Source organism: Paenibacillus qinlingensis (genome assembly GCF_013204845.1).
Lineage (GTDB): Bacteria > Bacillota > Bacilli > Paenibacillales > NBRC-103111 > Paenibacillus_E > Paenibacillus_E qinlingensis.
Window position 1 is genome coordinate 15,060 of sequence record NZ_JABMKY010000017.1, and the last position, 24,159, is coordinate 39,218.

At 37.4% G+C, this 24,159-nt stretch carries 16 protein-coding genes; 9 read left to right on the forward strand and 7 right to left on the reverse strand.

The genetic code is table 11. The annotated features are described in order from the left end of the window. Positions 1–95 precede the first annotated feature (95 nt). Together HQN88_RS25270 and HQN88_RS25275 are read left to right on the forward strand one after the other, a co-directional pair. On the forward strand, positions 96–1,508 hold the full coding sequence (locus tag HQN88_RS25270) for a TniQ family protein (protein ID WP_173117734.1): 1,413 nt from the start codon (positions 96–98) through the stop codon (positions 1,506–1,508). A gap of 120 nt (positions 1,509–1,628) precedes the next feature. After that, a complete protein-coding gene (locus tag HQN88_RS25275) occupies positions 1,629–2,009 on the forward strand; it encodes a hypothetical protein (RefSeq protein ID WP_173117736.1) in 381 nt (126 codons plus the stop codon). Here the strand turns inward: HQN88_RS25275 and HQN88_RS25280 are convergent. Further along, complete coding sequence (locus HQN88_RS25280) at positions 1,965–2,483, reverse strand: helix-turn-helix domain-containing protein (RefSeq protein WP_173117738.1); 519 nt, start codon at positions 2,481–2,483, stop codon at positions 1,965–1,967. The two genes, HQN88_RS25275 and HQN88_RS25280, sit on opposite strands and share 45 nt — an antisense overlap. A 149-nt stretch (positions 2,484–2,632) precedes the next feature. Between HQN88_RS25280 and HQN88_RS25285 the strand changes: the two genes are divergently transcribed. The 6 genes from HQN88_RS25285 to HQN88_RS25310 all read left to right on the forward strand — a co-directional run bounded on the left by HQN88_RS25285 (position 2,633) and on the right by HQN88_RS25310 (position 13,901). Continuing rightward, positions 2,633–3,253 (forward strand): PDDEXK family nuclease, encoded by a 621-nt coding sequence (locus tag HQN88_RS25285; protein ID WP_173117740.1) that lies wholly within the window; start codon positions 2,633–2,635, stop codon positions 3,251–3,253. 115 nt (positions 3,254–3,368) lie between these two features. Then, positions 3,369–5,420: an integrase catalytic domain-containing protein gene (locus HQN88_RS25290; protein WP_173117742.1), complete on the forward strand. Its 2,052-nt coding sequence runs from the start codon at positions 3,369–3,371 to the stop codon at positions 5,418–5,420. A 13-nt stretch (positions 5,421–5,433) separates the two neighbouring features. Then, entirely contained in the window at positions 5,434–6,459 is a 1,026-nt protein-coding gene (locus HQN88_RS25295; RefSeq protein WP_173117744.1) for a TniB family NTP-binding protein, read from the forward strand. A gap of 22 nt (positions 6,460–6,481) precedes the next feature. Next, positions 6,482–8,455 carry a TniQ family protein gene (locus tag HQN88_RS25300; protein WP_173117746.1) on the forward strand — a complete coding sequence of 658 codons (1,974 nt, stop codon included), beginning with the start codon at positions 6,482–6,484 and terminating at the stop codon, positions 8,453–8,455. Between the two features lie 828 nt (positions 8,456–9,283). After that, positions 9,284–12,541: a serine/threonine-protein kinase gene (locus tag HQN88_RS25305; protein ID WP_173117748.1), complete on the forward strand. Its 3,258-nt coding sequence runs from the start codon at positions 9,284–9,286 to the stop codon at positions 12,539–12,541. After that, positions 12,534–13,901, forward strand: coding sequence for a hypothetical protein (locus tag HQN88_RS25310; protein WP_173117750.1), 1,368 nt, complete (start codon positions 12,534–12,536; stop codon positions 13,899–13,901). The genes HQN88_RS25305 and HQN88_RS25310 overlap by 8 nt, the downstream gene beginning before the upstream one ends. Before the next feature lie 313 nt (positions 13,902–14,214). Here HQN88_RS25310 and HQN88_RS25315 read toward each other — a convergent pair whose 3' ends face one another. The 6 genes from HQN88_RS25315 to HQN88_RS25340 form a co-directional block, all read right to left on the reverse strand. Next, entirely contained in the window at positions 14,215–14,982 is a 768-nt protein-coding gene (locus tag HQN88_RS25315) for an ABC transporter permease (RefSeq protein ID WP_173117752.1), read from the reverse strand. Beyond that, a complete protein-coding gene (locus HQN88_RS25320) occupies positions 14,983–15,744 on the reverse strand; it encodes an ABC transporter ATP-binding protein (RefSeq protein WP_173117754.1) in 762 nt (253 codons plus the stop codon). It lies immediately after the preceding gene. Between the two features lie 16 nt (positions 15,745–15,760). Continuing rightward, entirely contained in the window at positions 15,761–16,627 is an 867-nt protein-coding gene (locus tag HQN88_RS25325; protein ID WP_173117999.1) for a pentapeptide repeat-containing protein, read from the reverse strand. A 16-nt stretch (positions 16,628–16,643) separates the two neighbouring features. Continuing rightward, positions 16,644–16,973: a PadR family transcriptional regulator gene (locus tag HQN88_RS25330; protein ID WP_068662226.1), complete on the reverse strand. Its 330-nt coding sequence runs from the start codon at positions 16,971–16,973 to the stop codon at positions 16,644–16,646. 502 nt (positions 16,974–17,475) lie between these two features. Next, positions 17,476–20,838 (reverse strand): S-layer homology domain-containing protein, encoded by a 3,363-nt coding sequence (locus tag HQN88_RS25335; protein ID WP_173117755.1) that lies wholly within the window; start codon positions 20,836–20,838, stop codon positions 17,476–17,478. Positions 20,839–21,191: 353 nt separating this feature from the next. Beyond that, positions 21,192–22,394: an ROK family protein gene (locus HQN88_RS25340; RefSeq protein WP_173117757.1), complete on the reverse strand. Its 1,203-nt coding sequence runs from the start codon at positions 22,392–22,394 to the stop codon at positions 21,192–21,194. 336 nt (positions 22,395–22,730) lie between these two features. On the opposite strand from HQN88_RS25340, the gene HQN88_RS25345 reads away from it, so the two are divergent. Beyond that, the gene (locus HQN88_RS25345) at positions 22,731–24,083 is read left to right on the forward strand and encodes an ABC transporter substrate-binding protein (RefSeq protein WP_173117759.1); all 1,353 of its coding nucleotides are present in this window, start codon (positions 22,731–22,733) and stop codon (positions 24,081–24,083) included. Positions 24,084–24,159 lie beyond the last annotated feature (76 nt).

The following is a 24,159-nucleotide window of genomic DNA, read 5'->3' on the forward strand; positions in this document are numbered from 1 at the left end:
TTTCTACACATGTCATAGAGAAGAGGAAATATTTTATCATGGAGAATTAGCTAAGAATAGTTTTATTATTAATCTCGAAGGGAGGAACGAGGCGAATGGAACGTCTAACAATTAGATTGAAAATTGATCCAGGGGAAGCTTTGCTGAGTTTGATTCATCGTGCAGCTAAAGCAAATGGAATTAAATTTCTTACTTTGTTAAATATGCTGAAGAGAAACAAATATAGAATGCATTCTGGAGACTCACATAAGATTGATATATTCCCTGAGAGTGTTTTAGATGTTAAAAAGGTTTCTTATATTTTAGGATTAGAGGAATCTGAGATAAAGAGAGCTAGCTTTACTAATGTTTTAAGAAGTTTCAAAGGTTCAAGTAAAGAAGTACACTGTAGATTTTTAAATGGAATCATTCGGGACCATCTTTTTTATTGTCGAGATTGTTTATCAAATAAAATGGTATTGAATTTGATGTGGAAAGTTAAGGGGGTTGATACTTGTTTAATACACAAAAGGAAACTAAGCAATGAGTGTAGTAATTGTCGAAACGAACTATTGATTAAAGATACTAATCAAATTGGTATATGTCCATATTGTAAATATTGTTTTAATAAAAGGAATATAAATCCAATCTTGGTCTCAGATGATCATTTCAAATTACAAACTAGAATACAAAGTGACTGGCATACCATCATAAGAGGTTTAATAAACAAAGAATTAAATGAAAAAGAGATTGCAATAAGAGTTTTGTATGTATTGGGCGGGAAAGAAGAGACATTCTGTAAGCTGAAAATTTTAACACTACTTGAGGATACAAAGCTCATTCATTTGCTTCAAATTGCTCGAGGTACAATGAAAAAGCGTACAATAGATTTTAAAACTTTATCGGATTACTTAACTGAAAAAAGTACGAGTATTACTGAGTTTTTATTAATGAAAGTTCCCCCTGATTTCACTCTATCTTTAGATTCTAATCGCGTGAAGATGGAAATAACTGCATGCAGTGCACCATGGTGTGAAAATTTTGATGTAAATAACTCTCTTGTACAGACAACATCCAAAAATGTTCGTAAAAAAGTAGAGGTTTTGAAACGTTATTATATTTGCCCTGCATGTGGATGCGAATATGCAACTAATAAGAAAAACGAACTTGTCGAAAGGTCATATTTTATTAATGCTTATAAAGTATTATCAAATAGAAGTGTAAGTACATTGACCTGGATGGAAAGGGAAAAAGTGTTTGGATTAAAACGAAATAAGATTATTCGTATTCAAGCATATTTTTATTCGAGAGCACTCTTTATTGATCTAATAAATGAAAGTAAGTATTCGGTCGAGGCAAACTTACTTGAATCGGTAAAGATTTCAATTAGGAATGGTGAGGCGATTTATACGATTCGTCATTGGGAAAAATGGCGAAGTGAAGAAGAGTATCTTTTGTATAGGTATCATCCTCAAATAATCTTTGAAATTTTCAAAGAAAGGTACAAATTTTTACCGCGGCAGGGATAAGTTGAATTGGAAAATATTAATTAGAAGTGGTCTTAAATAAAAAGTTTTTTTTTAGCATAATAATATCCGTATATCTATAAATAATACCATTACGGATAAATTTGATTGGGAGGTACGCTGTTGGAGGAACTTATTAATGAAGTTAGCGCCAGAAAAAAAATGTATGAAATAAAGCTTATGAGACTGAAGAAAGGGCATGATTACTCCTTCACAAGTGATACAGCCCATTATTATAGTTTAATACTTGCACAAAATACACACGATGCTTGGCAGCAGATTAATGAATTACTTCTTAAATATAAAAGGATCCGAGTGGATCCCACAATAGTTTTTAAAAGTGATGTATTTGAGAAAATGATGACTTTCGAACGGAATAGTTCCCCTGGGTTTATTACGATAAGAACTCAAGCAGAAATGATCAAATACATGAAGCAACTTGAATGGAAAGTTAATGAGTTAGAAGCCAAACTGTCGTGTGAGAGTATCGTTGCTCCAAACTAATTTGGTTTCTGTTACTGATTCTGCCTGGTAAACAAGATCATCAATTGTATTCCTAATAGCGTTAATAACGAAACTAATTTGTTGGATTAAAAGTGCTCGTTCTCTGTTTGTCAAAGTATACCCATTGTACGTGACTGAATAACGGGACATGAGAAGTTTCTCTAAATCAAAAGATAGATGGTCTACGGGAGATGGAAACAAATCATCGGGGAGATCTTGTCCCTTCAAAATTTCAATTCTATCTGCCATGTTAAGATCATCACTAAAGATATCCTCTTCTCTTCCTGTTAAAGAGTCAATACTTGTTCGAAACAAGTCTGCTAATTTTCGTAAGTCACTGAGGACAGGTGTGCTGTAACCGCGCTCCCAATTTGATATAACTTGTGTTGAAACACTTGCAAGGTCAGCTAACTCTTTTTGTGTCCATTTTTTTTCTTTGCGTAAATTTTTGATTTTTATCCCAGTTTTTGACATGTGACCTCCTTAAAGCATCATATCTAACGGATTTATTATATATAACTAACGGATATTTGTAAAACTCCTTGACATTAATATATTTGGATGTTTATATATAACGTATAGTTTTACTTTTATAACGGATTTATTTATTTTGGAGGTGTTAGATGGATTGGAGTAAAAAGGACTGGGAAATAGAAGATAGTTTATTTGAAGCAAAACGAAGAGTAGATAATAAAATAAGCTGGCAACACCCACACATTATAGGTACTTTTCCAAGCGTAAAAATGGAAAGAGATGTTGAATTTCACTCTCTGAACGAAAGACTATTTTATTATCTTCTTGAGTTAGACACTGAAGTAACTCGCTATTATGTTCAACCTATTGAGGTTGAAATGGAGTATCTTGATTCAGAAGGCCAAAAGAAAGTTTGGCACCATGTTCCAGATGTACTGGTGTTCAGACAAGGAGTTGAGCCTCAACTATTTCAAATTAAAGATTTATCAGCTGAACAGACAAAAACTTTTTTACTGTGTAACAAGAAATGTGAGATGTACGCTGCTCAGATGGAATGGTCCTATAAAGTAATTTATCCGAAGCAAATGCCTGAAAAAATCCAATCAAATATCAATTTCTTGGTTGGATTTCTAAAGAAAAGAAAGTCTTTTAGTAAATGGATAGATTTAGTTCTAAATAAAATGGAGAGTTTACAAGAATGTAAAATTATTCTTCTCGCAAAGAGCTTTCAATCTCACGTTGATTATCACGCAATTCTTCCCCTTATATAGCACTTAATTGCAATTGGTCTTCTTGAAGTAAGCATTAAGGATCCGATCTCTGAGCAGCAGGTAGTTAGAATTGGGAGCATTATGAAGCAGTTAAACTCATATCAGGAGGTATTAGATGAGACTAAATAAATTAAAGGAGAACATGGAATTCCATCTACACGGTATTAGACATCAGGTAGTTTCTATTGATCCACCTAAAGTCTATGTAATAAGGGGAAAAAGCTCTCGAGAGGAGGAGTACGATTATTTTGAATTGATTAATGACCCAAGTTTTCAATCTTTAGATGTGGTTGTACAAAAAGTCGTTGAAGAAAAAAAAGGACAACATTATTCTCCTCTTGATTTATTGTTACCTGGACAAAGAGTGATTGTAACTAAGCGAAGTGAGATGATTAAGCCAATACTACTATTACTGAAATTAAAAGCCGGTGATTTAAAGGCACGGATAGAGTTTACTGCACGATTTAAGCATCTTATTTTAAAACACGAAAAACCTGAGAAAATTAGCCAAGAATCATTAATTCATCGAATAGCTAAAATTTATAATGTGCATGAAAGAACAATTCATAGAAGATTGGCCGAGTATAAAAAACATGAAACAGCCCTGCCCAATCAAGGTCTTGTGGCATTAATTCCAAAAACTACTCGGCAAAATTTATCTCGTAAAGATTGTCATTTACTTGAAATATGTCATCCAAAGAAGAAAGATCTAATTTTAGATGTAGTTAGGGTTAGAATTCCTTCTGCATGTCACACAATTATTAAAGAGGTTATTGAAACAGAGTTCCTTACATTAAAGAATGATTCTGCAAAAGCCATTTTTGATTTGATAGAAGCTAGATGCATTCTTCAGGATATCGATCCTCCTAAGTACGATACAATTTATAAATTACTGAATAGGATAAATCCAGAAGTCCGAGCGAGAATGCGAGAAGGGAAAGTGGGAAGTGAGAAGTTCACGGAAGTTGAACGTGGTTTCTCAAACTACGAAGCCAAGTATCCATTGCATATTGTTGAAATTGACCATACTGAATTTGATATGGATGTAATTGACGAGAAAACAGGTTATGTGATAGGACGTCCATATATTACTTTGGGTATTGATGTGTTTAGTCGCAAAATTTGGTGTATGGAAATATCATTCGAACCACCTTCTGCAGATAAAGTTAGAAGGGCGATTATGCATGGCATCTTTTTTAAAGACGCAAAAAAGAAATATGACACAGTCTATGATTGGGATGTCTATGGGATCCCAACTATAATTTACATGGATAATGGACCAGAATTTAAAAACGCTGAGGTTAAACGAATGATTAATGAAACTCTTCAATCACAAGTTCAATATCGCCCGGTAAAGACACCAAGATATGGTGGTACAATTGAACGTTATTTTGGAACTATTAACTCCGAATTAATTCACCGATTGCATGGTACTCGCAAAGGGAGCGTGAAACAAAAGGGTGATTATGATTCGGAGAAAGAGGCAGTTTTTACTCTAGAGGATATAAGAGAATTGTTAACTTTCTATATCACTAATTATCATTATGAACCACATTCAGGCCTCCCTATCCAATTTCCAACTACAGCAGCACGGTATTATGCGGGGCTAGAGATGGTCGGATTTCCAGAGTGGATTGATAAAGAAGACGAGGATTACTATAAAATGGAGTTACTTCCGGTTATTGTGAAACCCTACACGCGAGATGGTGTTCGTTTTGAGAATGTTCGTTATAAAAATTCTTCACAACATAAACTGGTTATGCCAAGAGAGTATAAGTACAAAGTTAAGTACGACTCGGATGATGTTTCAAAGCTTTTTTTACAGTTGCCAGAAACGGGTGAATACATTGAGTTAGTCGTTGCCGATAGATCTGTACTTGAAGAAATCGAGGGTTTGAATAGGTATACGTATAAAAAGGTAATGGAGGTACTGAGGGAACAAGGCAATCTTCTAGTAAAGCAAATTCCAGGTGCTGAGCTTATTAAAAAGGCGAAGGCAACACTTTTGGATCGTATTCAAAAATTAGTGAAAACCCGTAGGAAGGCAAGAGCTCAAGCAGAAAGGATGGCATTGGAAGTGGGAATTAATGTAGCAATACCTCCACAGCCTAGTAAGCCAAAAACTGCTATTTCTTTAAGTGATATGTTTGATCAATTGGATGAATAGGAGTTAATGAATTATGACAAATAAATTAATAGATGAAAAATTAGAACATTTCGATGAGGTAGACACATTTGCCAAAAGAGTCGCTGCACTTCATATTGTCCATCCGAAGGTGCAGAAGATTAGAGAAGCATTGAACTCTATTAGAAGATTAAATCAATACCGCGGCGGAAGCAATTCTCCACGACACCGTTTTGTTATTGGATTGTCTGGAGTAGGTAAAACACAAATGATGAGAAGATATGCGGATCAGTGTGGAAATTATGTAGATGTTAATAAAGATGGAGATGAAATTGAAATTCGGCCAGTAGTTTATGTTAATCTTCCGGATCCATTTACGATAATGGAACTGTATCGAAGTATTATACATGGTTTGCGTGCACCACAACTTAATAGCAGAGCAAGCATTGGTGATGTTAAACAACAGGTATTTACACTGCTTGAAGTTCAAAAAGTAGAAATGCTCATTTTAGATGAAATGGATCATATTTTAAATACAAGATATGTAACTGATGATGAGGCAATGGGGGCTATAAAGCATATTACAAATCATGGGCAAGTATCTGTAATTTGTGTTGGAACTCCAGAAATTGAAAGATTGCGAAAATTGGATTCTCAGCATTTTAGAAGATACCCGCCTACAAAATTGGAACGATTTCTGAATTGTGATGACAATTTTTACGATTTACTGGCTTTAATTGAGGAGCAACTTGCTCCTCCGACCCCGATTGGATTTCAAATGCGGAAAGCAAGGTTATTAGAAGATGACAGTATTAAGGAAAATCAAAAATCTGATGACAGCGAAGCTAAATTGATTAAATCAGCTGAAAAAATTGCAAACACTCTGCATAGAAGTACATTTGGTCTGGTCGGTTATTTAACACCGATTCTACAAGAGGCATATAGCTTATTGGGGGTATTCGAAGCGTACTTCGATGAAGATACTGCTGATTTAAACCTTAGAAGAGTACTAAAACAAGCATATCAAAATATTGTTGGTGATGTTTCAGAGGAAGAATTAAATAAGATGATTACAAGCTAAGACCAAGAGGAGGTAGGAAATAATGAATGAAAGTTTCACTATTATACCAAGAGAAATAGAGCACGAGTCGTTGAGTGGTTATTTAGATAAGGTATTTACTAAAAATAAGTTTTCTTTCGAATCACTTAAAAAAATAGAGGGTCTATTTCTCAATAATAAAGTTAACCATATCAAACAGCACCACAGACTTGATTATTACCCTGAAACAGTAATTAATTTGCAACTGTTAGCTCGTCTGCTAGGTAGTGATATTCAAAATATTAAGAAAAAAACATTTTCCTATCTCCTCGATTCATTCTCCAAAGTTTCAGGAACTAATAATCCTTTTGGAAAATCCGTTATGCATCAGTTGATTACAACTACGCGTAGATTTTGTACTGTTTGCTTATCAGAAGGAGTTACTCACAAATTGATGTGGCAAGTAAAAGAAATTAAAATTTGCAATATTCATAAGATCCCATTGGTGAATACTTGTAATAAATGCGGGAAACAACAAACTTATCAGAACAGATGGGGCTTACACAGACGCTATTGTAATTATTGTACATTTGATCTATCAAAAAACATCGTTTTTCAAGTCGTTGTTGAAGATCAAGATTTAATTAGTGAACAATTAAATAGATATGAGGATTGGAGCGTATTACTTGATCCAAAACTTAGTGAATATAATTTGTTTAGAGGCAATAAGCAAAATTATATAGCCGCTCTTTATTATGTCAGTCAAGGGATGCCAGAAGTTTATAATAAGTCACTTGGAAATTTGGAGAGAAGGGAAGAAACTTTATTTAATTGTTCCTTGTTTAATAAGGAACGAGCACCAGAAAATATTGTCACATTAGAAAGAACCTTTAAATATACCAGAACCAAAAAAGTAGGGTTAAAAGAGTTTTTTGATCTAATAATACCGAGTGAATATATTAGATTGCTACTTTTAGACAAACATGCAAATAATATTACTCCTAGAAAATGCTTCAGTCCGTGGTGCAATTATTATCAAGATTCGAGTGGTTTAAAAACTGTTCATTTATCCCGTAAAAAATTAAAAACATTGTTGTATTTTTGTCGAGGGTGTCAGTTGACATATCGTTACGATTCAAACAAAAATTGGATTGAAGAAAAGGGCTATATACAGACAGGTTATGAGCAAGTGCTTCCACTTGTGAACAAAGGATACTCAGTTTATAAGATTAGTAGGATACTAAGTATCCCTACCTCATTTATACAAAGGTCTACAGGGTATTTTGCCAACCATGATATGCTTAAGGGAGAAGCAAAAAATAAATTTACACCGTTACATCTTCAAAATAATGTTTTAGACAAGTTTAAGCATATTGATAACATTCGAGGATCAATGTTTCTTGAAGCAAGACGGTTATACGGTTGGAGTTCAGCTGATTATTACTTTTATTTAGCGAATCATGAAGTTCAAGAGTATTTTATTAGTAATGATGTAACACAAAGTGCAGCTAGACAACAAATGGAGCCAAAAGTTATAAAAGCTGTACAGGATTTATATCAAAATAAGGTGTTAATCACTCATCAAAAAGTAGCAGACATTCTTGGTATTACTCCAAGTTTATTGGGAATATACAAATTTCAAGAGTACATAAGTGATTTTCAAAAAATACAGATCCAGCAAAAAATAGAAAACTTTTATGAAGAAGCTGAAATATACATAGATAGTGTTAAAGAGGAACCAACCTTTAGTAAGGGCGCAATTTATAAAATCACTGGATGTGATCGTAAGTGGACAGAAAAGTACATTGTGGATTTTGAAAACTGGTATAATACGAAAAAGAATGAGCACATGTCACAGTATTTGGTTTTTAAGGAAGAGCAGCTAAAAATTAAAATTTCCAATATTGTAAAAGAAAATAAATTAATAGGACAGAAATTAACAGTTCGAGAATTTGCTGCTAAGTTAGGAACTAATAATACTTCATTATGGAGAATGAAAATTAACAATACTAAAATACAAGAATTATTTCATAATTGAGTAAATATGGGGATTTTGTAAATTAACTAATTAGTGGTGAATGTTTAGAAAAGGTCGATGCAAATCTGAGCATCGATTTTTTTGTTCTTGTAGAGACCATTAGAAAAAATGCAAAATTAATTCAAGCCAAAAATGAAAGGATTATTACAGCGAAAGGCGAGGACAATCAGCGATGGGATTTGGTTAATAAGTGGTCAGAAGGGGAAAAGTATGCAGTCTATATGATGATGTTCATGATAATCGTTAATTATGTCAGGAAACAGGCGGATGCAAGATTCAGTGTGATGAAAACAATTGTAGCTGACAATCCTTTCGGAAAAGCATCTTCCGGTCATATCTTAAAACCGATATTCGAAATTGCGAAAAAGAACCAAGTGAAACTTATTTGTTTCACCGCTCATAGGGCGGAGGAAATCTTAAGAAACTTTCCAACGTGCTACAGCATTATAGGGAGAAATGTTTATGGCAAGGCAGTTATGATCGCATCAAAATTAGAAGTGGCTTATGTGAAGAAATAATTGTAGCATACAGGATGATTATTGGTCATTAGCTAGGAACTGCATCAAGGATTCACTTGCTTCTCATGGGGTTCTATACGTAAAGTAAGATACCAACTAACGAGTTGGCATGAAAGTGCAAAAGGCATTCTCATTTTCTGAGGGAATGCTTTTTAACTTCTTAAAGATACTCTTTATCTAGGGTGAATGCCGTATTTAATACTAATTGAATAGAATGGGAGGTATTGGTATAATCGATGAATGGGCGAACATTTATTCCGCTATTTGAGGTTGGAAATAGCCCTTATATAATACGGAATAGAGGCTAGATATGGGGAACAATTTAGAAGAAGTTGAGATTTTATATGAAAACCAGTTTACTGTTGTTAGGAAGATGAAAGATACTACGAAAAATAATTTTGTGGTTGTAAAAGAAATTAAGAATATGGATCACTTAACTAAATTATTCTTTGATAGAGAAATAAATGCGTTGAAGAAACTTAACAACTGCACATCAATCGTTAAAATGAATCATTACGAAGTAATTCCTATTAACGAGAATCATTCGGTAGGTAAAATATTTCTTGAGTTTCTTGAAGGGCAAAGTTTAGCAAACGTAGATCTAGCTCTGATTGATATTAGAGAAAGATATGGGATTTTGAAGCAGATTATTGACGCTGTTGAATCAGCACATTCAAATAACATCATACATAGAGATATTAAACCAGATAATATAATGATAACTGACTATAGATATGCAAAATTAATTGATTTTGGGATTTCTAAAATAAAGGGGATGGTGACAAGGGCAACCGTAGGAAACTTTTCAAGCAATTTCTATACGGCTCCAGAGGTTGGCTATCATCAAGAAAATGCAACATTTCAAAGCGATTTGTTTTCTTTAGGAGTGACATTATTTTATTTGTTGACAAATTGCGAACCCCGATTACCAACTGAATTTCAAACTCAGTTATTAGAAACTACTGGAATAAATCCAACATTGAAACAAATTCTTATGAAGGCTACTCAATTAGATCCAAAAGATAGATATGAGAATATAACTGATTTAAAAAGAGATGTAATGGTAAGTCTAGGTGAACTATTTAATGTATCTAAATTCTTAATTTCAGTGCCTACTACGATTCTTCAAAAGGCTAAAAGCAGAAGATTTATTCCCAACGGGATTAGTTTCCAAGAATTTATAGACAAGCATTTACCTCAATGGTTTAAAGGCTCTTTTGCTTTTATTGAATCTAGTTTAAATGGTAATTCACGTCTAGAGGAAAATCATGATGTTATTTTTTATGCAAATCAATATAAATTGCGTTGTACATATAATGAAAAAGAAGAATATTTTATCATTGAAGACATAATTCATGTAGCACCAAAAGTAAGGAATTATCTCTCGGAAACATATATGAAAGTAAATGGCATAATTAGCTTTATAGCTTCTGGTAGCCGCTATACGACAGAACATAGTACATATGAGTTAGCGACGGAGTTGACTGAGCATCGGATGGCGTATGAATCTGATGATAGTAAACGAAATGCTTTCGATCGGTTTTTTAGCATCTGGATTGATTACTTGAATAAAGAGAAGGAATTACTCAAATCTTCAGCAAAAACAATAGACTACAAATCAATACAAAAAAATGCAAATACAGTGGAGCTTGAGCTTGACTTTGATATAGAAGTGGATCAATTAGACTTTAATCATGAAACAAATCTAATATATGATCCAACTTATTTAAATACAAAAGCGCGCGAAAAAATAACTCAGATTGGTAATTATAAAGATATCAGGTATGCTGATGGTAAAATCATTCTAACTTTAGAATCTGCAAAAGGATTTAAACCAAGTACAATTCCTCAGGTTGGTTTTGTAGTAACTGACTATAAGTCCTCTTCTTTTGTTATTGAGAAGCAAATTAAGGCATTACAACTGTTGAGAAGAAATGAATCTGAATGTAATGAAAACTTGAGGGATCTTATACTGGGATTTGAAAAACCAACTAACTATGAAAATTTAACAGAGATATCTTTCTTTAATAAAGATCTTGATATAAATCAAAGAGACGCTGTGAAAAAAGCTTTGAATACATCATCTGTTTGTGTTATTCAAGGACCACCTGGTACTGGGAAAACTTCAGTAATTCGAGAGTTTGTTAATCAGATAATTAAAAGAAACAGCGATGAGATTGGCTTAAGGAAAAATAGAATACTAATCGTATCTCAATCACACACTGCTGTAGACCATGTTTTAGAAGGATTAGAATTGAATGACAAGTTGAATACCAAAGTAATAAGGATTGGCAAAAGTGCTAATGTATTAGAAGGAATTTGGAAAAAATTTAGCGTTGAAAATTCTCATACTAATTGGGTAATTAATACAACCAAAGCATCTAACACAAGAATGGCTGAAATTACTTCGTATTATGGTATAGATCAATCGGATCTAGATAAATATTGTGAAATAATCTTTAAGCAAAAAAGGCAGGAATTTATTGACGAGGCATGTATAGCATTTATTGAGGAATTCGAAAGAACTCTGGATGAAGAAAAATGGCGTATAGTTAGAACAACACAAATACAAAAAGAGTGGGTTGCTAGACTCAAGCTTGCAAAAGATTCAGAAGAAAGGGTAGTGGAAAACTCAACAATAGTTGCAGGAACTTGTACTGGATTCAATTCAAATTCAATTGTGAAATCAATGGCTTTTGATTATGTTATTGTGGATGAGGCTGCAAAAGCTAGTGTACCTGAGATATTAATACCACTGCTCAGAGGTAGTAGGTTGATACTTGTTGGTGACCATAATCAACTTCCGCCAATAATAAAAGATGAAGTAATAAAGAATTGCTATAATAAAGACAAAAAAAACTATGAAAACGGCTTGTTTGCTCATTTATTTGAACAATTTCCCTCTTCAAATCGTGTTCAATTATCTATGCAATATAGGATGCATAGAACGATAGGGAAAATGATAAGTGAGGTTTTCTATGATAGTCGAATAGATACTGGTATAGAAGATTCTAAACGTAGTCATCAAGTAATTCCATTTATAGATAAACAAATTGTGTGGGTTTCGACGAGTGATTACCCGTTAGAAAAAAAGAAGGATTCAGAAGGTGTAGGACGCTCATTCGTTAATATACTTGAGATACGTGAGATTAAAAATTTGCTTATTAAACTAGATCAGGAAGCATCTAAGGATTTTGAAGTAGCCGTAATTACCGGATATAGTGCACAAAAGTTCGCAATTGCCGAGGCTATCAAGGTTCTACGTTTTAAGCATCTTTCCTTAAATAATATCGAAGTTAACACAGTTGATGCTTACCAAGGTAGAGATAAGGATATTGTAATTTATAGCACAGTGAGAAGTAATATAAAGGATGAAATAGGTTTTCAGCGGTCCGAAAAGCGTGTGAATGTTGCTTTATCTCGTGCGAGAAGACTGCTGATACTTGTTGGAGACCACCTGATGTTTGGTAGAAATAAAGAGGTAACAAACAGATTCCCAGGAATTATTAATTATATGAATAGACATGTTGAGTGCAGTATCCAGAGATTAGAGGTGAAAAATGATTAACTTAAGCATAGAGAAGCAAATTGCAAAGATAAAGAAAAGAATAGATGGGGCAACGTACATTAAATCTGTGACTGTTGGAATTCCATATGCCATTATTAATCTAGATATATCCGTTAGAAAAGAAATAACTATTTCATTTTTTCATGAAATTGTATTGAAGTTCATCGGAGAAAATTGGAACAACTATGATGAACTACTGAAAGTTTTAGGAATAGATCAAGACTTTTTAGATAACATCCTGTTAGAGTTAGGAAGAAGTGATTATATTGTTCACTCTGGCAAACAGTTATTTCTGACAAGTAAAGGGAAAAATATCCTCATAGAACTAAAGTCTGTGTTGATAGAGCCAGACTTTTTAAATAACATCTTTGTTAATTTGATGGATGGGTCAATTCATACAGATCTTTTACTAAAAGAATCTAACCATACAGATGTTTGTCTAAATAACATTTGGGAAGTTGATCTCAGTTTTTTTATTAATAAAGAAGATAAATTAAGGGATATTTTTCTAATTCAACAACGAAAGGAAGAAGAATCCATAAGCTCAGAATTTAATCAACGAACCGAGCTCTATCGAATTATGGACATTCAAAGGAACAGAATTATTTTTCATGAAGTAGATTTGGATATATATTACGCTGAGGACGATAAGTCTCTATTATTTGAATTCAATATGGGATCTAATAATACTCATCAAGACTTTTTAGTTAAGTCTATTAGGGAACAGATTGATACTCATCCGAAAACTGTAGATCGTTTGTTCGATACTGAATATTATAAAAGAAATAAATGGTTCAATTTAAATGCTGGAGAAATAGTTGATCTACCTAATTTAGTTGAATTGAAGAAGGAATTCTTACAGTATGAGGACACCTTAATTAGTTCTAAAGAAGGCGCAAGAGATGGCCGCGAGTTAGTAAATCATCAAAATACTCTAAATAACAGATTAATGTTATATAAGGAATATAAAGATTGGATGCAATTATTACCTGATTTATCAAATAATGAATGTTTAATTATTTCAGATAAATTCCAACAAATAACTGATGATGATACTATTTTTACAATTATTAATAAAATAAGTGAGAAGAATAAAATAATATTAAAATACAAAGTTGGAGATAATAATACCAAGAAATTTATCGATAAGATTCAAAGGGATTCCTCAAAAAATAAAAACATTGTAACTTCCATATCTGCTAATCAAATAATGGGAACTACAATTATAGTTAAAAAAACAGTTATGATAAAAGTGTTTTATAACCCAATTATAGTAATGAACGAAATAATCTTTGAGGAAATTCCTTATATTTCGTTTGATGAGCAAGAAATTAATGCTGAGTTTGACAGGTTATTGTAATTGCTTTAAGATCCATATGTTTCTCTAGTCATACTTTGTTGTTTCCTCATTAACTCTAAAATAGCCTACTCTTAATAATGCTTAGAATGAGCTAATTACGTTTAGTGCCAAAAGACATTACAGAAAAAAACGATTTATGACAATTATCATTACAGTGTATGCCAAGTAATCGTTACAAAACACCTCGAAAAGGGGTGTTTTCAATGACAAAGTGAATTACAACTCACATGGAAAGTGAATTTCACAAATAAGATGATCCCGATGTGGCTTAAAGCCTTAGTACATCGGGATTTTTTATATTTATATCATGTATTTACACGCGGTTTTTATATACTCTCATTGCAAAGAAATATGCGACCAACATAATCCCAACGCACCACGCAAGTGCAATCCATATCTCGTTGCCCACCGGCTGCTCCGCCAGTAACGCTCGGATAGCGTTCACGATCGAGGTCACCGGCTGGTTTTCGGCAAAGACGCGAACGACCGTCGGCATCGACTCGGTTGGCACAAACGCTGAACTGATAAACGGCAGGAAGATAAGAGGGTAGGAAAACGCGCTTGCACCTTCAATCGTTTTGGCAGTCAGTCCAGAAATCGCTGCGACCCAAGTTAAGGCCAGTGTAAACAATGTGAGTATGCCTGCTACGGCAAGCCATGGCAGTATGCCCGCGGAAGAACGAAAGCCCATAATCAATGCGACGAGAATGATGACGAGAAGCGATAGGGCGTTGGACACCAGAGAAGTCAGGACATGCCCCCAAAGCAAGGCGGAACGTGAAATCGGCATAGTATGAAACCTCTCAAATATACCCCGCTGCTTATCCATAAACAGGCGGTAAGCCGTATAGGCGATTCCGCTTGCAATTGCCATAAGCAGTATGCCTGGTAAGAGGTAATTCACATAGTTATCCGTTCCGGTTTGAATGGCACCGCCCAACACATAGACGAACAGCAGCATCATGGCAATTGGCGTGATACAGACCGTGATAATGGTGTCCAAACTGCGGAAAATATGGCGCATGGAACGTCCAAGCATAACGCTAATATCGGTGAAGAAATGACTCTTTGCCGTTTCCATTTACTTCGCCTCCTTTTTGCCGACGATGGAGAGGAATATGTCCTCTAATGACGGCTGTTTTTCAATATATTCAACCTTTGCGGATGGGAATAGTTTCTTTAGATCCGAGAGTGTGCCGCTGGCGATAATTTTACCCTCGTGCAGAATAGCAATTCGGTCGGCAAGCTGTTCAGCTTCCTCCAAATACTGCGTGGTTAGCAGCACTGTCGTGCCACCGTCAGCAAGCTCTTTGACAATCTTCCAAACTTCGATGCGTGCTTCGGGGTCAAGCCCAGTGGTCGGCTCGTCAAGGAAAATGATCTGTGGTTTTCCCACGAGACTCAAGGCGATGTCGAGCCTGCGCCGCATACCACCCGAATACGTAGACGCTCTGCGGTCGGCGGCTTCTGTCAGGCCGAAGCGTTTAAGCAAGTCGTCCGCAACCAGACGCGGATCCTTGAGGTATCGCAGCTTGGCAATCATGATCAGATTTTCCCGTCCGGTTAAGATTTCGTCCACCGCGGCAAATTGACCGGTTAGAGAGATCGCCTGCCTAACATCATCCGGTTTTGACGCGACGTCGAATCCGTTTACGGTAGCGGTTCCGCTGTCTTGTTTGAGCAGCGTGGTGAGGATTTTGACAACTGTTGTTTTACCAGCCCCATTGGAGCCGAGCAGGGCGAAAATACTGCCCTTTTCCACTTCGAAATCAACGCCCTTTAGGACTTGCTGCTGCTTGTAGGACTTTTGCAGGCCGATGACTTGAATCGCATTGTTTGGCATAAGTTTCCCCTCCTTCTTATCGAACAGTAACTTTAGACAAATCGGCTCCCATACCTTTAAGCGAAGCATAAGTCAGTTTATCCATGACTGCGCCGTCAAAGCAGATCGTTTTGAAGGCACGGTAGTACTTATTGGTTAACGAAAAGAACGCTTGGAAAGATACATTTTTGAAAATAGCGCCTTTAAATGAAACTTCGTTTACTGCCGATTTATCAAACTTAACGCCGATAAAGGTTTGCCCGTCAAAACATACCCCGCTCAAGTCGGATAATTCAAAGTCCACGCCGTCAAAGATACAATTTTCAAAGGTCGTTTTTCTAAGGTCGATCTTGCTAAGTGTGACGTCGGTCATTTTTACACCTGAGAATTTGGCTCCATCCAGTCCCGAAACGCTGAAGTTGGTACGTACAAGGGTCGATTCTTTGAAGCTTACATTCGAAAGGTCAGTTGCAGTGAGGACACAATCCGTTAAATTTGCGCCGTCAAAATTGGCTTCACGTAGATCACTCGTCTTAAACGAACTTCCGGTCAAGTCAGCACCTGCAAAGTCAGCGCCGCGTAAAGCACTAGCATTAAACTGACCTTTATGAGCCTTAACGCCTGCAAAGTCACTCATTACCAGGTTGCTTGCGCTAAAATTGGTCACCACTTGACGCTCTAGCGAGCGGGAGAGGTTGGCGACTTCTAGGATTGTTTGTTCGATGTCGCCGATGCTCTCAATGGTCATTTGAAACGCTGTTTCATCGTCTTTGCCCTCAGCTTTGAGTTCACGGTAGCGCTCCTGCAAATCGGAGTGCAGATCCGTCTTTAATTCGGTAACACTTTTTACCCCATCGTAAGGTGTAAACACGCCGTTCAAATAGTTCGTCAATTTTGGATTCATCATATAAATCTCTCCCTTATAATAAATTTTCTAGTATTCGTTTTGAATATTCCCAGTTGTTTTTGTTGCGTACGTAAGCACTCTTGCCTTTTTCGGTAATTCTAAAATACTTGCGTCGTCCACCCTGAGATTCATCGCCCCAATACCACTCGATGTCACCGTCTGTCTCAAGCCTTCGTACGCTGGAATACATCGTGGCTTCTTTTAATTCGTATTCGCCGCCCGAGCGCTCGGCAATCAATTTGACAATCTCGTACCCGTAGCGGTCAGCTTCGGACAAGAGCCGTAAAATCATTGTATCGGTATGTCCGCGCAGCAGGTCGGATGTAATTTTGTTCTCGCTCATATCATCACCTCGCACCTTTATAATACGACATAGTACTGTGACTGTCAAGGTACTGTTTTAAATAAAATACTTTGTTTGGAAAGTAGTTATTCACAAACGTATGCACCATGGCAAAAATAAATGAAAGAGTAACGAAATTCTGAGACGCTCAGCAGGCTGTAGAGAAGTAAACTAGGGGGAAGGAGAGTGTATATATGCCGTCTATGGGCTACCTCACCTTTAGGGCAGCTGGCCACGATAAGGAATATCATGAGAAGAGGTTAAGCGTAGTTTCCGCGGCTATTTCTAACGATTAGTGAGGTACGGCAACTAGGGTGCTAGCGTATCTACGATCCGTTTTGAGGCATTTTCAACGAATATGGCGAAACAGAAGTCTACTCTTAGTTCATTAACGAATAAGAGGATGTCTCAAGGTCTAAATAGACCTTGAGACATCCTCTTATATTTCCCCTTGAGGTAAATGGCAGGAATGTGACATTAGATGCCTGTGGCGGCTGGCGATTTATTCGTTTAAGATGAAAAAACCTAAATAATCCACTTGGTTTTCTTGACCATTTATCGTATAAGTTAATCCACTCAAATCGTAATGATTAGAGAGATAATAAGGATTCAGTTTCGAAATAAATGGAATTTCTAAATAAGTAACTCCGTTATCTACGATAAGTTTCCCTGCTAAATTATTCACCACGCCTAGAATATTGACAGTTAGCATCGTTGCATCTAATTGTCCTTTGAGTCTAGCGGCACCTTGATTCGGTATATAATCAGCATCAGCCAACGCTATGCGCAAAATGTCCGCTGAAGCCGTTTTGGTTGGTACTATATAAGCACCAGTTGCATTCTGTTGCACTAAGGTATCATACACGGTATTCGTTACTGTATCCGTATCGATTGGCACGATCTCACTTATTTTCAGAGATATCGAGGTACGTACGTTAATTTCAACAGGTTCGGAACAGCCCACATCATTACACGCTTTAATACTAAATGTATAGCTAGTTCCTGGTTGCAAGTTACCTATGGTTGAGCTAACGCCTTCGGTTCTTTGAACTTCAACCCCATTATTATAAATAACATACTCGACGATGCCGCCGTTATATGACTGCGGTAACCATAGTAAGAATACAGAATTGCTTTTAACAAGTTGTGTTATAAATTCAGTTACTTGTTTTGGCTTTGTATGCATAATCAACATACCTGCAAAATAAGGCTCTCCAGAAGCTAATGTGAATTGTGCTGTAGATGCAGAAGAATATCCTTCTTTTGTAACCTCAACCTTATAGGGAATACCCGGATCAACTTGATCAAATTGAAAATGACCATCAAGATCTGTATGTGTAGTTCGATTCGTTCCCACTAATTTGACTAGGGCATTTTGAATACCAGTCAACCCGTTTGAAGTATATTCTTTAGTGTCTCCGATGATTCTACCAGGAATCATTACTCCAGGTAACGGTATAAGATAAGAGATTGGATACAAAGTAATTTTGCAATCCGTTTCAGAGCACTTGTTATCCGTGTTTCCAGTAAGTGTAACATTGTTTCTATCTAAATATTGTAATTGATAGGTCTCGCCGCTAACTTGTCCGTTAATCGTTAAAAGTACAAATTCCTTCAGGTATGGGTATTGCGTAACGTTCGTCACTTGTACCCCTTTATCAATTAAAAAGTCAGATACTTTCGAATTGACAACAGGATGATCAAATTTGATTAGAATTAGATCCGATCGAACACTCTGAACTACCTCTACCTTAGAGTTATATTCTTTTATTCGAATTGTAACAGTCTTGGTAGCGGATGATGGACCTTTGAATAACGTAAGTGTTAGATGGACTTCGGCATCTCCTTCGCCTGCTGCCGGACGACCAAAACTCCAAGGTGATATGAGATCGGTTCGATCAGAATTCCATATGTAAACTACACTCGGATCCGTAGAAGTAGGAAAAATAGGCATTTGAGTAACGGATAGCGCGTTGTCACCAGGCTTGTATTGAATTTCTACACTGTTTAACAGAGATTGAATTGCATTAAAAGAATCTTTTACAAAATTATAATAGGATGGGTTTAACTCAGAATCAGTAACTCCCAGCGCCTTAGCGTTCGTTATCGCTTTATCGGCTTGATTAAACAGCGTATTCTGCTCTGAACTACCAGTCATCGAACTATTTATTGCCTTTTCCATGGCTTGTTTGGCTTCTTCAATGGCTCTCGTCTTCAGCGTATCGTTCACTTGTCCAATCGGATACTGATCTAGTAGTTTCAACACGGTATCAATATCGCCTTGTAATGTAATTGGTGTAACCGAAACGATCGATTGTATCTCTACATCTTTCCCAACGGTTAATTCGCCGTTAGCGATACCATCAGCATAATGAATTGAATGGATGACGGTAGGCTGTGTATTGCCAGTAGTCGGTGGTTCAATCTGAAGATGTGAATTTGACGCTTCATTTAAGATATTGCCATTCAAATTCCCTCTAAAAGCAATGTTCTTCCCACCTGCTGCGGGTTTGATTGTTATGTTGCCTAATGTTCCGCTCGTTGTTGCAGATTCAAGAATAACTTGTGAAAGTACTTCTGTATTCGTAATTACCGCGCCGTCTAACACAACAATTCGAACCATTTGACCATTGTTATTAATAGCATTAACGACTAGTAAACTAACCGATGAATTCGTTAATTTGACAGAATTCACAGCACCTGACTTCACCTCAAGATGATCAGCGTGAATGTTCTTTAATGTAATTTCACCTTGTGTACCTGGATCAAGTACCAAGTTCTTTACTGTTGTGGTTCCAGACGTAGGCCCGTAAGTGCCTGATTGGCTTACGATTATTGAGTCAATCTCCTTACCGCTAGCTAATTGTTGTGCGATCGTTGTACCACCGCCACCACCACCACCACCGCCTCCAAATAATCCGGCAACTCCTGTTACGACGAGATCAATGGCTTTTCCTCGGAATGACAAATGATAGTCTGTACCCAAAATTTGAGCAGATGTCGTTAATATAACGACGGATTTACTGCCTGTTTGATAAGCAGCTTCAACGACCAGCAATGTTTTATCAAAAGCAAAATCATTTTTATTCAAGCTAGTAAGATTTTGATCAAATGTCACTGAAATACTCGTATTACTAACAACTTCAATTTTCGTAATCCCTGGATGGGCTTCACTCGTTGAAAGTTTGTTAGCTTTATCCTTATATACTTCATGATGAGTCTGTAGTTCAAACGCTAATCTAGCGATAGCTTGTCGGTCTGCTAACCCTTTTGGCGAAAATATAAGTCCCTGATCTGGCGTTTCGATGCCTTGAACCAACTGAATTTCTGTTGCTAAAGAAACAGCACTCTGCGCCCAAGTGGCAATATTCTCTTGATCCGAGAATACCTTGCTTACAGCTCGATTTGCTGCAAGCTTGTCCAATTGGAGAGCGCGAATAATAAAGACAATCAGCTCTTCTCGTGTCACATTGGCATTAGGCGAGAATGTTCCTGTTGAAGTACCCTCTGTAATTCCCGCTGCTACTAATGTTTTGACGTAATCGGAGTACCAGCTTGATGAGTCTACATCCTGAAACGATGGAGAAGTCCGCTGCGAAGAGTCTATTTTCAAACCAAGAGACAGTACGAGAATTTTAGCCAATTCTGCTCTTGTCACCGACTTGGTTGGCTGAAACGTGCCATCTTCATATCCTGCAAGTACGCCAGAATTAACTAATGCTTCAATTTCAGCCTTTGCATAAGATTGATTGATGTCTGATAGTGCACTTTTTGGCAGTTCTTCTCCTTGAACGACTCCTGCGCAACTACAAATCAAAGCGCAAACAAGCATTAGAGATGTAAAACGTTTGATGAAGTATTTCACTTGCTCTCCTCCAAATAATCAAATAATGATCTATAATTGCTAAATTATTACTCTAAAATATCATGAACTTAATGTAATAGAAAGGTAAATTTGTGTAAATTGGAAGAAAAGGAAAACCGTGTCGAAATGTTAATTTACCCCATGAGAATCAGTTAACCGCTCCTATGGATGAGGAGATGTAATTAACGGTAACGTCTAGTATGTTAATCGGTTATCCAACAGTTTAAAGTATAAGCTAATTCTAAATGTGCATGGAGAGTAAAGAATAAGCCACAATAACTAGATAGATATTGATCCTGTTATTGTGGCTTATCTATGGATAGTAAACATGCTATATAAACTCAAAAGACTCCCTACACTTTCGGTTGCTCCAGCAACGAATGCTCAATAATCATTCCGGACAGATGCCGTAATACCATGGAGACGCCACCGTGAGCAATGCCAAGCTCGCCTAGATCCGAACAGTAGATCTCTAGGTTCAGGAGGAAGCGCTCGGGGATCATTTCGCGCAACGTGTTCCAAATGGAGTTGATCAGCGTTGGACCAAGCAGCGCCAGCAGTCCTCCGATGCAGATGACTTTCGGATTGTAGGCGTTGACTACATTAGCGAGACCGATGCCTTGGTAGTGGCCAAGCTCGTGCACAGCACTGGTCATTCTGGAATCTCCGCGCTTGATGCCCTCCACGATTTCGGCAAAAGACAGCGCCTGAGGCGTAGTGTCAAGCAGCTCATACAACGCCTTGATGGAGGCGTACATTTCCCAGCAGCCCCTGCTTCCGCAGGTGCATTTTTTGCCGTTCATATGGATGGTGGAATGCCCTAAACGCCCCGCAGTACCCGTCGATCCAGTGAATAATTCTCCCTTGCTGTATACCCCGGCTGATAACCCCCACGAGCTAGTCACATAAACCAAATGATGGGCAGATTTGGCTCCGCCGAAATGCACTTCTCCCATAGCCCCAGCATAAGGAGCGGGATTGATGTAGAAAGCTGTATCCGGGACTCTCTTGGATAGCTCGGCCCGCAAAGGGAAGTCGTTCCACTCCTGCAGATTGGCGCTGAAATCGACGACATCCGTTCGGATGTTGTAATAGCCTGGGATGACGATACCGACTCCGACTATGCCTAATTGGCGTGTACCATGGTCTCTCACGATGTCTCTCAATACAATTGAGATCTTTTCGACGAAAAAGAAGGGATCTTTGCTTTGCAGCGGAAATACCTTGCTATCTAGCCTTTTTCCTAATAAATCGGTAATAAGGACGGTGAAATGGTTAATTTCAATATCGACCCCGACGCAAATGCCCGCTTTCTCATTTAGGTCGACCAGCGTAGGCGGGCGTCCTCTTGACGTTCCAGTCGTTCCCAACTCCACGACAAAGCCTTTCTGCACGAACAGATCCACACAACTAGAAACGGTCATTTTGTTGAGACCTGTGAGCGATGCAATTTTGGCACGAGACAAGGGGCGGTACTGTAGAATCGTTGAGAGAGCATGTTCCATGTTTATTTTCTTTACTAAATCAAAATTGCCAATGGGTCCAAGGGATGGCATCGCTTCACAACCTTACTTAGTTACGTTGGTGGTAATTAGTAAGAATAATATACAAAATAAGTTTTTATGTCAAAAACATTCCGATATTGCACAAATTTCTCGTGCTATTATTTAGTATAACGTATATACTAAATATACGTTTATGTAAGCGCTTAATTAATGGTGTGAGAGGTGTTTTTCACAGGTAATAAGCTTGAATACTACTTCTTTATACCTAAAGAAAAACTAATTATTGACAGATCACGCTGTTGGTATTACATTAAAAACACCTAATCCTAGTTAATTACTTGGTATTACGTTTATACTAAATAAGTTGAAAAGGGAGTGTTTTGTTGTATGAAAAGAATGAAATTCATGAATTATCTACTCATTGGTTTAACTGTCCTAATGGTGTTGTCTGCTTGCTCCTCGCAAACGGCAAGTACGACGCCAGCACCGTCAGGGGATGTGAAGGCAGCTGCCACGCAGAAGTCTGAAGAGATTACAGGCGAAATTTCGTTCTGGTCTTGGTCGCCAGAAGATAACGTTTGGCAACCATTAATTAAAGCTTTTAACGAGAAATATCCCAAAATCAAAGTAAATTATGTACGCACGCCATCTGCGGATTACGACAAGAAAATTCAAGTCGCGATCCAAGGGGGAGAAGTTCCGGATGTGATGGCTTTCTCCAACGGGCCGATGATCAAAAACTATACACCGATTCTAGAGCCATTAGCGCCGCTTGCTGAGAAATCACTCGGGAAGGATTGGCAGAAGTTGTTCAAAACAACGCCGATGGAATCGTCCAAGAAGAACGATTATAAAACAATACCGACTGGCGTTGCGGTAACACCGTTTCTTTCTTACGATGTTGATTTGTTCAAGAAAGTAGGCGCTGAGCCGCCTAAAACGTACGACGAGTTGAAGCAGGTCGTGAAGAAGTTCGAGGATGCCAAATTGCCTGGCATTGTACCTCGTCTAGGCTTCGCCGGAGGGAAAAGCACGACGGTTACGGATGTCTTTTATACACTAGTGAACCAAATCGCACCAGGGAAATTATACGAAGCTGACGCGGGCAAAGCGAAGTTTACTGATCCTGTGTTCATCCAAGCAACGAATGCGTTTAAACAATTTTACACGGATAAACTCTTCCAAGATGGCAACCTGACGACGAAGTTCGATCCCGATTTGCGCGATATGTACGAACAGAAGAGACAACTGCCGATGATTCTTGTTGGCGCTTGGATCATGACGGATGTGGCGAACAAAGATGGGCTGAAAATCGGCGACCGTACTTTCGGTCTAGTGCCAATGCCGACGATTGCCGGCGGTAAAACGAGTGTCCTTATCAACGGCGATGTACCGCTAGGTATTAGCAAAGATTCGAAGCATAAAGAAGCAGCTTGGAGATTCGTTGAGTTCATGGCTACTGGCGAATACCAGACGATCTTGAGCAAAGCGCTGCAGTTCCTTCCCGTGAAAGAGGGGCTGTCGATGGATAAAGCGAATCTGAAAACGGACATTGAGAAGCAGTCGGTTGATGTCATTCTGAACGCGCTGACGAATAATGTTGGAGGAATTCGTTTCTTGGATAATGCTTCTATTGAACAAGCGCTGTTTGCTAATTTACAAAAGGTGGCTACTGGATCCGCAACGCCAGAGCAGGCAATGGCCGAGGTGCAGAAGGCATCTGATGCCGTGAAACGCTAACCGACAGACACATCCGTACGATAGTTGGTTTCATTAAAATGGCAATCATTCACGGGGGAACCTCTTTCCTTGGAAG